The following is a 12,620-nucleotide window of genomic DNA, read 5'->3' as shown; positions in this document are numbered from 1 at the left end:
CCGGAAGAGCGTCAACGCCGGCCGCTCCTCGTACCCCCCGTATCCGGAAGGACCACCATGACCTCCGCCTCCCCGTCCCGTCTGCCGTACGGGCCGGACGGTGACTCGCCCCGTCTCGCGTACGGCGCCGACTACAACCCCGAGCAGTGGCCTCGGGAGGTGTGGGAGGAGGACGTTCGGCTGATGCGGGAGGCCGGCGTCAACGTCGTCTCGGTGGGGATCTTCTCCTGGGCCCGGATCCAGCCGGACGCGGACACCTGGGACTTCGAGTGGCTCGACGATGTCATGGACCTGCTGCACGAGGGCGGGATCGGCGTCGATCTGGCCACCGCGACCGCTTCCCCGCCGCCCTGGCTGACCACCGCGCACCCGGAGATCCTCCCGGTGACCGCCACCGGCGAGACGGTCTGGCCGGGCGCACGCCAGCACTGGCGTCCCACCTCCCCGGTCTTCCGCAGCCACGCGCTGGGCCTGGTACGGAAGATGGCGGAACGATACGCCAACCATCCGGCCCTGGTGGCCTGGCACATCTCGAACGAACTGGGCTGCCACAACATCTACGACTTCTCGGACGACGCGGCCCACGCCTTCCGCGACTGGCTGCGCGCCCGCTACACCACGCTGGACGCCCTCAACCACGCCTGGGGCACGGCCTTCTGGTCGCAGCGCTACAGCGACTGGGCGCAGATCCTGCCGCCCCGGCTGGCCGGCTCGCACCCGAACCCGACCCAGCAGCTGGACTTCAAGCGGTTCTCCTCGGACGCGTTGAAGGACTACCTGGTCGCCGAGCGGGACATCCTGCGCGAGTACACGCCCGAGGTCCCCATCACCACCAACTTCATGGTGATGGGCGGCACGAAGGGCATGAACTACCCGGACTGGGCGGGCGAGATCGACTTCGTCTCCAACGACCACTACGTCCACCCGGGTCCGCAGGACCGCGACGAGCTGTCCTTCTCCGCCAACCTGACCAGCGGTATCGCGAGCGGCCGCCCGTGGTTCCTGATGGAGCACTCCACCAGCGCGGTCAACTGGCAGCACGTCAACGTGGCCAAGCGGCCGGGCGAACTGGCCCGTGACTCGCTCCTGCACGTGGCGCACGGCGCCGACGCCGTCTGCTACTTCCAGTGGCGCCAGTCGGCCGCCGGCGCCGAGAAGTACCACTCCGCGATGGTGCCGCACGCGGGCGCCGACAGCGAGGTCTTCCGCGCGGTGGCCGCCCTCGGCCGGACCCTGAAGGACCTGGCGCCGATCGCGGGCTCGGAGCGCGAACCGGCCCGCGTCGGGATCGTGTTCGACTGGGACTCCTGGTGGGCGAGTGAGCAGGACTCGCACCCCACGGCTCTCCTCGACTACCGCCAGGAGGGCCTGAACTGGTACTCCGCGCTCCTCTCCCTCGGCATCCGCGCCGACGTCGTCACCACCCGCACCGAGTTCAGCCGCTACGACGTGCTGATCACCCCGGTCCTGCACATGGTCCCGGCGACCCTCGCCAAGGACCTGACGCGGTACGCGGAGACGGGCGGCCACCTGGTCACCACGTACTTCTCGGGTGTCGTCGACGAGAACGACCACATCTGGCTCGGCGGCTACCCGGGCGCCCTGCGCGAGCTGCTCGGCATCCGCGTCGAGGAGTTCGGCCCGCTGCTGGAGAGTGAGTCGGTCGAGGTGGACGGCGGCGGTACGGGCACGGTGTGGACCGACCGGATCGACGTGACCGACCCCGAGGTGGAGGTCCTCGCCCACTACCGCTCGGGCGCGTACACGGGCAGGCCCGCCGTCACCCGCCGTACGACAGCCCGGGGTTCGGCGTCGTACGTCTCCACGCGCCTCGGCGCCGACGGCCTCGCTGCGCTGCTGCCGGAGCTGCTCGCACCGGCCGGCGTCGGCAGCGAGCTGCCCGAACCGGCCCGAGGGCGCGTCGAGTTGACCGTACGGCAGGGCGGCGGAAGCCGGTTCCTGTTCCTGGTGAACCGCAGCGAGGAGGAGGTACCGCTGCCCGGCCTCGACGGCGAGCGACTGACCGGCGGCACGGATACGGACGGCGTTCTCGTATTGGCGCCGAGGGAAGTCGCCGTACTACGGCAGCCCGCCCACTGAACAACCCCGAACTCCCCTGATCCAAGGGGCACACCGTCGTGCCCCGTCGCTCCGTGCGCTCCCGCGTACGGGGTGCGGGCACGGCGGTCCACCGCAGCGACCACATCTGAGTTGGGAGCACACGTTGGCACGCCGTACCCGCACACGACACCTGCTGGGAGTCGTCGGCATCACCGCACTGGCCACCTCGGCCGCCCTGATCAGCGCGCCCTCGCCGAACGCGCAGGCGGCGGCAGAGGCCGCGGTCCCGTCCGTCACCGTCACCCCCGATCCCTCGTACAGCCAGGAGAAGTTCGAGGGCTGGGGCACCAGTCTGGTCTGGTTCGCCAACGCGACCGGCGACTATCCCCCGGCGATCCGCGAGAAGCTCGCGAAGCTGCTGTTCGGTGACGACGGGCTGGCGCTGAACATCGCCCGTTACAACATCGGCGGCGGCAACGCCCCCGACGTGAAGGACTATCTGCGGGCCGGCGGGGCCGTCGAGGGCTGGTGGAAGGCGCCCGCGGGCACCACCCGCGAGGACACCGACTGGTGGAGCGCCGACGACGCGGCCGACTGGAACCCGAACGCGGACGAAACCCAGCGCTGGTGGGTGGAGCGCATCAAGAAGGACATCACCCACTGGGAGACGTTCAGCAACTCGCCGCCCTGGTTCATGACGGAGAGCGGCTATGTCTCCGGCGGCTTCAACGCCAACACCGACCAGCTGAAGGCCGATTCGGTCGACGACTTCGCCGCCTACATGGCCGGGGCGACGAAGCGTCTGGAGAAGGCCGAGGGCATCAAGGTCGACACCGTCGACCCGTTCAACGAGCCCAACACCGGCTACTGGAGCACCCGGCTGGGCGCCGACGGCGAGCCCGTCGGCGGCCGTCAGGAGGGCGCGCACATCGGCCCCGCGCTCCAGGAGAAGGTGCTGGCCGCGCTGGCACCCGAGCTGAAGAAGGCCAAGGTCAAGGCCGAGATCTCGGCGATGGACGAGACCAACCCGTCGATCTTCGCCAACAACTGGAACTCGTACTCGCAGGCCTCCAAGGACCTCGTGGACCAAATGAACGTCCACACCTACGGCACCGGGCAGCGCACCACCGTGCGCGACCTCGCCAAGGCGGCCGACAAGCCGCTGTGGATGAGCGAGGTCGAGGGCGACTGGGGCGACGGGCAGAGCTTCACGGACATGCGGCCGGGTCTCGGGCTCGCCCAGCAGATCGTGAACGACCTGCGTGAACTGGAGCCCTCCGCCTGGGTGTTCTGGCAGCCGGTCGAGGACTACGACAACATGAAGCCGGGCGGCGAGTCCGCCAAGGGCGGCAACTGGGGCAGCATCCAGCTGTCGTTCAGCTGCAAGTCCACGGACACGCTGGAGTCCTGCCCGATCTACACGAACACCAAGTTCGACACCGCCCGCAACTTCACGCACTTCATCAAGCCGGGCGACAAGCTGATCAAGGTGGACGACACCTCCAGCGCGGCCGCCGTGACCAAGGACGGCAAGGGTGCCTCGCTCGTCCACGTCAACAGCACCACCGCGGCCCGTGACGTCACCATCGACCTGTCCAAGTTCCGCACGATCAAGGGCAACGCGACCGTCACGCCGACCGTGACCAGCGCCGACGGCAAGCTCAAGGAGCAGGCCCCGGTCAAGGTCGTCGACGGCAAGGCCACGTACACCGTCCCCGCCCAGTCCGTGACCTCCTTCGCGATCAAGGGCGTCTCGGGTGTCGCGAAGGACGCCGGCCTGTTCAGCAAGGGCCACTCCTACACGCTGACCGGCGTGCAGAGCGGCAAGGCGGTGACCGTCGCGGCCAACGGCACGAACCTGGTCATCGGCTCGGCCAACGGCACGGTCTCTCAGGACTGGCAGCTCGACGCCCGCCACGGCGACAAGGGCGCCCGCCAGCGGTACGTGTTCGCCAACCCGGCCGAGGGCAAGCGCCTGGCCGTCCGCGACAACGTTCCCGTGGTGGAGCCCGACACGGGCGAGCGCGATCCGGCCACCGAGTGGGTCATGTCGACCACCGGTGACGGGACGTGGACCCTGGTCAACTGGGCCACCGGCCGTGTCCTGGAGGTCGGCGGCCAGGCCACCAACGAGGGTGCCGCCGTCACGACGTGGACGCCCAACTCCGGCTCGAACCAGCGCTGGAGGGTCACGGACGTGACCGACCAGAGCTGATCCGGCAGCTCGAATTCGTATACGAAGGCCGTCTCCCCGTACGGGGAGGCGGCCTTCCGCGTGTCCAAGGCCTCGGAGGCCGCCCGCAACCCTCTCGCAACGTCGTACGGAGTTCACTGAGCCCGTGGAAACGCCCGAGAAGGACCCGCGCGTCGAACTGACCCCGGCCGCCGCCGACCTGCTGCGGCGGCTGCACGCGATGCACGGCCCGCTGATGTTCCACCAGTCCGGCGGCTGCTGCGACGGCAGTGCGCCCATGTGCTATCCGGAGGGCGAGTTCCGGACCGGCGGTTCGGACATCCAGCTGGCCGAACTGGCGGTCGAGGGTGTCGCCGAACCGGTGACGTTCTGGATGTCGCGCAGTCAGTTCGAGCTCTGGAACCACACCCGCCTCATCGTGGACGTCGTACCCGGCAGGGGCAGTGGTTTCTCACTGGAGGCACCCGAAGGAGTGCGTTTCCTGATCCGTTCCCGTGTAGTCGACGGATAGCCCCCGCAAGCCCCCCCGCACGGCTCATCGTCATCTGGTGCACTTCCCTTGCGTCCTGGGACAGTTGACGAGACATCAGGGGGGTCTGAATGCGTGGAAGCGAACGGTTCAGAACGGGCAGAACAGCACTCTCACTAGTCGCGGCACTCGCAACGCTGGCCGGCGCGGCCCTGATCGGGGCGGCACCGGCCAGCGGCGCGCCGAGTGCCGTTCAGATCGCGCCGGGCGTGCGCTATTCGCAGTTCGACATCTCGGCGGCCAAGGGGCTGACCCACGCCCATCTGCTGAGCGTCGACCTCGCCAACGCGCGGGTCCGGCTCAACCTCCTCTACCCGGGGGCGGTGGCGGCACGGTCAGCCGTGTCAAAACTGGCCAACGCCAAGGGTGCCGTCGCGGGCGTCAACGGCGACTTCTTCAACATCAGCGAGGTCCAGCATCCCGGGGTCGCGGCCACCGGCGCGTCCGTGGGCCCGGCGATCGCGAGCGGCGTGGTGCTCAAGGCGGCGGTGCCGAAGGGCCAGCGCTTCGGTCCCGCGATGCCGCCCGGGGTCACCACCAGGGCCGTCCTCGGGGTGGGCACCGACCGGAAGGCCCGGCTGGACACCCTCACCCTGACGGGCAGCGTCGGCACGCCCGTGGGACGGTTCAACCTCGGCGGGCTCAACCAGTACGCGCTGCCGGTGGGTTCCATCGGCGCGTTCACCCCGGCCTGGGGCAGCGTCTCCCGGGCGCGGGCGGTGTGCGGCACGGACACCAACCGGGCCGCGCCGTGCAGTACGGACACGTACGAGGTGACGGTGCGGCGCGGCAAGGTCGTACGGATGGCGAACTCCCCCGGCAAGGGGGCCATCGGCGCCAACACCACGGTCCTCGTGGGCCGGGAGGCGGGCGCGCAGCAGTTGCGGAAGCTGTTCGTCGGCGCGAAGGTCACGGTCAAGAGCGGTCTCGTGGCCTCGACGAGCAGTGTCCCGTACCGCTTCGCCCTCGGCGGCTACCCGGTACTGAAGGCCGGCCGGCCGCTGACCGGCCTCGACTCCACCACCTCCGCAGTGCGCACCGCGGCGGGCATCGCGAACGGCGGGCGCAAGCTGCTGCTGCTCGCGGTGGACGGTGCGGCCAAGTACCGCAGCGGGCTGACGGTCGCCGAAGTCGCCGCCACGATGCGGAAGTTGGGCTCGGTCGACGCCTTCAACCTGGACGGCGGCGGCTCCACGACCCTCGTCGCCAGAGCATCAGGGGCGAGCAAGGTCACCGTACGCAACCATCCGACCGGCGGCGCCGAACGCCCCGTCCCGAACGCGATCGGAGTCTTCACCACGTCCTGAACGACGTCCTGAACAACGTCCTGACGTCAGGGTCTGAGGCTGCTCACCATGTCGGCCGTGGCCGTGATCCCGCTGTGGATGGTCGGTGCCACGTTCGTACCGGCCAGGGTGAAGCCGAGCAGGACACAGACCACGGCATGGCTGGGCTTCAGCGCTCCGTTGCGCAGGAAGACCACCGCCAGGATCAGGAGCAGCACCACAACAGAGATGGACAGGGCCATCGTCAACCTCCTCCGCCACGCGCACTTCGCGGCTTTCGGCCGTAAGTGTGGCGTAGCGGAGGGTTCGTCCGGGCGGCTGACATGACGGCCGAACGTGTGGTGTCTCGGGAGTACTACGGCCTCTCGTGGGCGTCGAGGAACGCTTCGAGCCCGGCCAGGTCGTCGGTGTTGAGGTAGTCGACGCCGGCGGCGAGGAGTTCGCCCCACAGCGCGTCCCGGGCGGGCCCGGCCACGTCGGGCGTGGCCCAGAAGCGCACCTGTTGTCCGCGCTTGTGGGCCGCCGAGACGATGCCGTTCAGCTTGGCGCGTTCGGCGTCGGGGAACGTACCGACGCCCAGCCAGGTGAAGTTGAGCGTCCAGTTGTCGGAGATCAGCGGCACGAAGGAGGCGGGCGCCGAGGTGCCGAGGTCGGCGAGACGCCCGTCGTAGAAGGCCCGCCGCACGCTCTGGGCCTCCATGGGCACCCGGGCGGCACGGTCGCCGGAGATCACGGCGGTGACCGGCCCGGGGTGGACGCGGCCGTGGGCGTACGTGGTGAACAGGCTCCGGTAGCGGCGGAGATGGCGGTCGAGTTCGAGGTACGTCGACGAGCCCTCGGTCTTGATGTCGATGAGGAGCTGGAGCGGCCGGCGGTAACCCCGGTACACGGAACCGTGGTTGGCCCTGACGCGGGCGGCGAGGGTGTCGAGGTAGAGGGATTCGAGGGTGCGGGCCGGGTCGAGGTCCTGGGGGTCGTGGGCGACGAGGAGCTGGTCGCCGACGAGGTAGATGTCGGCCTCGACGCTGCCGAAGCGGTGGTCGAGGGCGTCGAGGAGGGGACGGGGGTGCTCGTAGTCGTTGTGGGCGTGGGCGCGCCACAACGGGCGCGGACCGTAGGTCGGTTCGCCCGCGAGGGCACGCGCGGCGGGCAGGGCGACGGTGCCCACGACGGCGGCACCGAAGGCGGTGAGGGCTCTACGACGGGTGGTGAGGGCCATGCGCTGCCTCCCTGGCTGGAGATTCATGTGGGGCTGACTCTGGAGCTGGCTGAGGTATGGAGCCTCCGCGAGTATGAGGGGCGGGTGGGGCCCGGCAGCAGGGCCTGGCAAGGGAGTTGGCCGGACTGCCGCTGTGTGTTCACCACTGACTCTGCGTGTTCATTTCATCGGCACCGGGCACACGAAAAGGCCCGCCCCGGGCAGGGGCGGGCCTTCGCGGCCTTGCGGCGGGTACGTCAGGGGGCGCGCAGGTCGACCAGTTCGGCGAGGGCGGCGCGGTGGCCACCCGCGGTGCCGTAGGCGATCGAGTCGGCCTTGGCGCGCTTGAGGCAGAGGTGGGCCGGGTGCTCCCACGTCATACCGATGCCGCCGTGCAACTGGAGCGCCTCCTCGGCGGCGCGGACGGCGACGGGGGCCGCGTAGGACTGGGCGACGGCGACCGCGACGTCGGTGTCCGGACTGCCGGCGGCAAGGGCGTCGGCAGCGCCCCGGGCGGCGGCGCGCAGGCTGACGACCTCCAGCCAGAGCTGGGCCAGCCGGTGCTTGACGGCCTGGAAGCCGCCGACGGGCCGGTTGAACTGCTTGCGGTCCTTCAGATAGCGCACGGTCTCGGTCAACGCCCATTCGGCGAGCCCGAGTTGCTCGGAGGCGAGCAGTCCGGCCCCGGCCCGCAGCGCACGCCGTACGGCGGGTTCGGCGTCGCCCAGCAGCCGGGCCGAGGCGCCGTCGAGGACGACGGTGGCGACCGGCCGGGTGAGGTCGAAGGAGACCTGTGGGGTGACGGTGACAGCATCCGAGCCGGTGTCCACGGCATACAGCCCACCATCATCGGCCGGAACCAGCAGCACATCGGCGACCGTCGCGTCCGCGATGCCGGTCAACTCGCCGTGCAGCAGGCCGCCTTCGTGGACGACGACCTTGTAGGCGCCACCGGGAGCCACGTTCAGCGCGACGGCGAGGGCGCCGATCGTGCGGCCGGAGGCGAGGGCGGCGAGCAGTTCACCGGCCGCGTCACCCGTACCGGCCAGCAGCGCCTCCGTGGCGACGACGGCACTGGTGAGATACGGAACGGGTGCGACGGCGCGCCCCAACTCCTCCAGGACGACGGCGACTTCGCGGTGCGAGGCGCCCTGGCCGCCCTGCGTTTCCGGCACCAGAAGACCGGCCAGTCCCATCCCCTCGGCGAGGGACTTCCACAGGGAGAGATCGTGCGGGGCGTCCGTCTCCATGCGGGTGATGACGCCGGCGGAGTCGCAGTGGTCGGTGAGCAGATCCCGGACGGCGGCGCGCAGCGCCTCTTCCTCCTCCGAGTACAACAGGTCGAGCTGGGTGCTCATCGGGCGAGGTCCTTCCAGGCGACGTCCTTGTCGGTGCGCGGCTCACTGGGCAGACCCAGGACGCGCTCGGCGACGATGTTCAGCAGGACCTCGCTGGTCCCGCCCTCGATGCTGTTGCCCTTGGAGCGGAGGTAGCGGTATCCGGCGTCCCGGCCGACGAAGTCCACCAGTTCGGGCCGGCGCATGGTCCAGTCCTCGTACAACAGGCCTTCCTCGCCGAGGAGTTCGACCTCCAGGCCGCTGATCTCCTGGTTGAGGCGGGCGAACGCAAGCTTCATGCCGGCGCCCTCGGGGCCGGGCTGGCCCGCGACGAGCTGCTGCCGCAGCCGCTCACCGGCGAGCCGGGCGACCTCGGCCTCGACCCACAGCTTGAGCAGCCGCTGATGCAGATCGTGGGTGCGCAACTCGGGCCGCTCGCGCCAGGTCTTGGCGACCGGCCCGATCATGCCGCCCTCGCGGGGCAGCCGCATACCGCCGATGGCCACGCGCTCGTTGTTCAGCGTGGTCTGCGCGACGCGCCAGCCGTCGCCGATCTCGCCGAGCCGATGGGCGTCCGGGATCCGGACGTCGGTCAGGAACACCTCGTTGAACTCGGCCTCACCGGTGACCTGCCGCAACGGCCGTACCTCGACACCGGGGTCGGTCATGTCGCAGACGAAGTAGGTGATGCCCTTGTGCTTGGGCACGTCGGGATCGGTGCGCGCGATGAGGATCGCCCAGCGGGCGAGATGGGCGCTGGAGGTCCACACCTTCTGCCCGTTGACGATCCAGTCTCCCCCACTCTCGGCTTCGCTCGAGCGGGAGGGGCCCCCATCGGACCGGACAGCTCGCGTGCCGAGGGCGGCGAGGTCGGACCCGGCGCCCGGCTCGCTGAAGAGCTGGCACCAGACCTCCTCCCCCACCCACAACGGCCGCAGGAACCGCCGCTTCTGCTCCTCGGTGCCGAAGCCGAGGATGGTCGGGGCGGCCATGCCCAGCCCGATGCCGATGCGCCGCGGGTCGTTGTCGGGAGCCCCGGCGACCTCCAACTCGGCGTCCACGACGGCCTGGAGGGAACGCGGCGCACCGAGCCCGCCCAGCCCTTCCGGGTAGTGCACCCAGGCGAGCCCGGCGTCGAACCGGGCCCGGAGGAAGTCGAGCCGGTCGGTGCCGGCGGGCGGATGGGAGGCCAGCAACTCCTTGGTGAGCCGGGTGAGTTCAGTGGCGTCGACGGTCATGCGGCGGCTCCGTTCTCCAGGGAGGGCAGCACGGCGACCCGGCCGGTGGTGACACCGTCGGCGACGCGCTGCACGGCGGCCGAGGCCCCGCTCAGCGGCACGCGCTCGCTCACCAGCGGTTTGATGGCGCCCCGGGCGGCCAGCTCGGTGAGCTGCTCGTGGCAGTGCTGGACCAGCTTCGGGTTCTTGGTGTTGTACAGCCCCCAGTGCAGCCCGAGGATCGAGTAGTTCTTCACGAGGGCGTGGTTGAGCGCGGGGCTGGGAATGCCCCCACTGGCGAACCCGACAACGACGATCCGCCCCTCGAAGGCGACGACTTTGGTGGACTGGGTGTAGGCGTCCCCGCCGACGGGGTCGTAGACGACATCGACGCCCCGCCCCCCAGTGGCTTCCTTCACTGCCCCGACGACATTCTCCGTACGCCGGTCGATGACGACGTCACAGCCCAACTCCCGCGCCACGGACACCTTTTCGGCCCCGCCGACGACACCGATGACGGTGGCTCCGGCGGCCTTCCCGAGCTGGACGGCGGCGCTGCCGACCCCACCTGCGGCGGCGTGCACGAGCAGCGTCTCACCGGCCTCCAGGGCGGCCCGCCGATGCAGCCCGAACCACCCCGTCTGATACCCGATGAGGAGGGAAGCGGCCTCGGCATCATCGAGCGACTCAGGGGCGGCGAAGAGCCCACGGGGATCCGCCACGACATACTCGGCGAACCCACCGAAGGGCAGCACGGGATTCCCGATCACCCGGCGCCCGTCCTCCGTCTCACCGCAGATCTCCACCCCGGGGGTGAACGGCAGCGGCGGCCTGACCTGGTACTCCCCACGGCACATCAGCACGTCCGGGAAGTTGATGGTCGCGGCACGCACCTTCAGCAGCACCTGGCCCTCACCGGGCACCGGCCGCTCCACCTCACCGAGGACCATCACCTCGCTCGGCTCACCGTTCTGGTGCACTTGCCATGCCTGCATGGGGGGCCTCCACGGAACTGCGCTCGTCCTGTTCACCTGACCGGGCTCGATCGCATACTAAGCGGTCGCTTGCGCATCAGGGAACCGTCGGGACCGGGTCCTGAACAGTCGCGTACGTCACGACCGCGAACCCTTCGAACGGGTCGGCCGCGCCCGTACGTGCATCCGCTCCCCCTGCGGCCCGAACAGGCTGAGAAACTCCGCGGACCCCTCCCCCACCGTCCCGAACCAGTGCGGCACCCGCGTGTCGAACTCGGCGGCCTCCCCCGCCCCCAGCACCACGTCATGCTCCCCGAGCACCAGCCGCAGCCGCCCCGACAGCACGTACACCCACTCGTACCCCTCGTGCGTACGCGGCTCGGGCTCTTCATTGCTCGCCGGCAGGATCACCTTGAACGCCTGGAGCCCGCCCGGCTGCCGGGTCAGCGGAAGATACGTCCGCCCGTGCCGCACGATCGGCTTGGCCCGTACGCGGGGATCGTCGACGGCAGGGGCCCCGACCAGCTCGTCGAGCGCGACGCGATGGGCACGAGCAATCGGCAGCAACAGTTCGAGACTGGGCTTCCGCAGCCCGGATTCCAGCCGCGACAAGGTGCTGACGGAGATCCCGGTGGTGGCGGACAGCCCGGCCAGCGTGGCCCCCCGCTCCTTGCGGATCCGCCGCAGGCGGGGGCCCACCTCGGCAAGAACATGGCCGGTGTCGTCGCTCGTCTCATCCACACGCGTCTCATCCACGCCTCCATTGCAGTTTCGGCAAAGATGTTTGTCAATGCGGCAGCGGACGGGCGACGGTCGTGGTGGAGGTGGTCACCATGACCCAGCAGCACGAGAGCGAGTCGTACGAGGTCGTCGTCATCGGAGGCGGCGCGGCGGGACTGTCGGCGGCACTGGTCCTGGGCCGGGCCCGCGTTCGCACCCTCGTCATCGACGCGGGCGAGCCGCGCAACGCGCCCGCGGCGCACATGCAGGGCTATCTGACCCGGGACGGCATGGCGCCGGGCGAGTTCCTGGCGGTGGGGCGGGCGGAGGTCGCGGGGTACGGAGTGGAGCTGGTGGAAGACAGGGTGGTGGACGTAGTCAGGGGCGAGGACTTCACGGTGACGCTGGCGAGCGACGGCCGGACGGTGCGTGCCCGGCGGCTCGTCGTCGCGACGGGCCTGCGGGACGAACTCCCGGAGATACCGGGCGTCGCGGAACAGTTCGGGCGGGATGTGCTGCACTGCCCGTTCTGCCACGGCTGGGAGGTACGGGACCGGGCGTTCGGGGTGCTGGCCTCGACGCCGGCGAGTGTGCATCAGGCTCTGCTGGTGGCGCGGTGGTCGGAGGACGTGACGCTGTTCCTGCACACGGTGCGGGAGGACGAGTTGACGGAGGAGGACCGGCGCAGGCTGGGCGGGGCGGGCGTGACGGTGGTCCCGGGTGAGGTGGAGTCCCTGACGACGGAGGCGGACCGTCTGTCCGGGGTACGCCTGACGAACGGCACGACGTACGCCCGCGAGACGGTGTTCGTCGCCCCACGGCCCGTCCCGCGCAACGCCCTGTTCGAGTCGCTGGGCACCGAACTGACGGAGACCCCGTTCGGCACGTATCCGAAGGTCGACGCGACGGGGCTGACGACGGTGCCGGGGGTATGGGCGGCGGGCAACGCGATCGGGTTCGGGGAGCAGGTGATCCATGCGGCGAGCGGGGGTTACCGCGCGGCAACGGCCATCGTGGCGGACCTGGTGTTCGGGTAGGTTTCCTCGGGGGCGCTGCCCCCGAACCCCCTTGTCCTCAAACGCCGGACGGGCTGACTACCCAGCC

At 70.3% G+C, this 12,620-nt stretch carries 11 protein-coding genes; 5 read left to right on the top strand and 6 right to left on the bottom strand.

What is annotated here, in order from left to right; all coding sequences use genetic code 11:
* The first annotated feature begins 57 nt into the window (after nucleotides 1-57).
* The 4 genes from ACWCRB_RS36685 (at nucleotide 58) to ACWCRB_RS36670 (ending at nucleotide 6,091) form a co-directional block, all read left to right on the top strand.
* Nucleotides 58-2,100, top strand: coding sequence for a beta-galactosidase (locus tag ACWCRB_RS36685; RefSeq protein ID WP_451000187.1), 2,043 nt, complete (start codon nucleotides 58-60; stop codon nucleotides 2,098-2,100).
* A gap of 124 nt (nucleotides 2,101-2,224) precedes the next feature.
* Complete coding sequence (locus ACWCRB_RS36680) at nucleotides 2,225-4,276, top strand: glycoside hydrolase (protein ID WP_451000186.1); 2,052 nt, start codon at nucleotides 2,225-2,227, stop codon at nucleotides 4,274-4,276.
* Nucleotides 4,277-4,400: 124 nt separating this feature from the next.
* A complete protein-coding gene (locus tag ACWCRB_RS36675) occupies nucleotides 4,401-4,766 on the top strand; it encodes a DUF779 domain-containing protein (protein ID WP_451000185.1) in 366 nt (121 codons plus the stop codon).
* 89 nt (nucleotides 4,767-4,855) lie between these two features.
* On the top strand, nucleotides 4,856-6,091 hold the full coding sequence (locus tag ACWCRB_RS36670) for a phosphodiester glycosidase family protein (RefSeq protein WP_451000184.1): 1,236 nt from the start codon (nucleotides 4,856-4,858) through the stop codon (nucleotides 6,089-6,091).
* Between the two features lie 26 nt (nucleotides 6,092-6,117).
* On the opposite strand, the gene ACWCRB_RS36665 is transcribed toward ACWCRB_RS36670, so the two are convergent.
* The 6 genes from ACWCRB_RS36665 to ACWCRB_RS36640 all read right to left on the bottom strand — a co-directional run bounded on the left by ACWCRB_RS36665 (nucleotide 6,118) and on the right by ACWCRB_RS36640 (nucleotide 11,552).
* A complete protein-coding gene (locus ACWCRB_RS36665) occupies nucleotides 6,118-6,312 on the bottom strand; it encodes a hypothetical protein (protein WP_369037090.1) in 195 nt (64 codons plus the stop codon).
* Between the two features lie 113 nt (nucleotides 6,313-6,425).
* Nucleotides 6,426-7,289, bottom strand: a complete 864-nt coding sequence (locus ACWCRB_RS36660) for a phosphatidylinositol-specific phospholipase C/glycerophosphodiester phosphodiesterase family protein (protein ID WP_451000183.1) — start codon at nucleotides 7,287-7,289, stop codon at nucleotides 6,426-6,428.
* Nucleotides 7,290-7,525: 236 nt separating this feature from the next.
* Nucleotides 7,526-8,626 (bottom strand): acyl-CoA dehydrogenase family protein, encoded by a 1,101-nt coding sequence (locus tag ACWCRB_RS36655; RefSeq protein ID WP_451000182.1) that lies wholly within the window; start codon nucleotides 8,624-8,626, stop codon nucleotides 7,526-7,528.
* A complete protein-coding gene (locus tag ACWCRB_RS36650) occupies nucleotides 8,623-9,843 on the bottom strand; it encodes an acyl-CoA dehydrogenase family protein (RefSeq protein WP_451000181.1) in 1,221 nt (406 codons plus the stop codon). The genes ACWCRB_RS36655 and ACWCRB_RS36650 overlap by 4 nt, the downstream gene beginning before the upstream one ends.
* Nucleotides 9,840-10,817, bottom strand: coding sequence for an NADPH:quinone oxidoreductase family protein (locus ACWCRB_RS36645; protein ID WP_451000180.1), 978 nt, complete (start codon nucleotides 10,815-10,817; stop codon nucleotides 9,840-9,842). The genes ACWCRB_RS36650 and ACWCRB_RS36645 overlap by 4 nt, the downstream gene beginning before the upstream one ends.
* A 117-nt stretch (nucleotides 10,818-10,934) precedes the next feature.
* A complete protein-coding gene (locus tag ACWCRB_RS36640; RefSeq protein ID WP_451000179.1) occupies nucleotides 10,935-11,552 on the bottom strand; it encodes a helix-turn-helix domain-containing protein in 618 nt (205 codons plus the stop codon).
* 62 nt (nucleotides 11,553-11,614) lie between these two features.
* Between ACWCRB_RS36640 and ACWCRB_RS36635 the strand changes: the two genes are divergently transcribed.
* Nucleotides 11,615-12,553 (top strand): NAD(P)/FAD-dependent oxidoreductase, encoded by a 939-nt coding sequence (locus tag ACWCRB_RS36635; RefSeq protein WP_451000201.1) that lies wholly within the window; start codon nucleotides 11,615-11,617, stop codon nucleotides 12,551-12,553.
* Nucleotides 12,554-12,620: the final 67 nt, after the last annotated feature.

It is taken from the genome of Streptomyces sp. NPDC002156 (assembly GCF_053593675.1).
The sequence above is the reverse complement of the archived record's forward strand: the minus strand, read 5'-3'. Positions and strand labels throughout refer to the sequence as shown.

Bases quoted from the DNA above. Each gene is read 5' to 3' on its own strand.
- ACWCRB_RS36685 (WP_451000187.1), top strand. From the start codon at position 58: ATGACCTCCGCCTCCCCGTCCCGTCTGCCGTACGGGCCGGACGGTGAC.
- ACWCRB_RS36670 (WP_451000184.1), top strand. From the start codon at position 4,856: ATGCGTGGAAGCGAACGGTTCAGAACGGGCAGAACAGCACTCTCACTA.
- ACWCRB_RS36665 (WP_369037090.1), bottom strand. From the start codon at position 6,312: ATGGCCCTGTCCATCTCTGTTGTGGTGCTGCTCCTGATCCTGGCGGTG.
- ACWCRB_RS36660 (WP_451000183.1), bottom strand. From the start codon at position 7,289: ATGGCCCTCACCACCCGTCGTAGAGCCCTCACCGCCTTCGGTGCCGCC.
- ACWCRB_RS36655 (WP_451000182.1), bottom strand. From the start codon at position 8,626: ATGAGCACCCAGCTCGACCTGTTGTACTCGGAGGAGGAAGAGGCGCTG.
- ACWCRB_RS36650 (WP_451000181.1), bottom strand. From the start codon at position 9,843: ATGACCGTCGACGCCACTGAACTCACCCGGCTCACCAAGGAGTTGCTG.
- ACWCRB_RS36645 (WP_451000180.1), bottom strand. From the start codon at position 10,817: ATGCAGGCATGGCAAGTGCACCAGAACGGTGAGCCGAGCGAGGTGATG.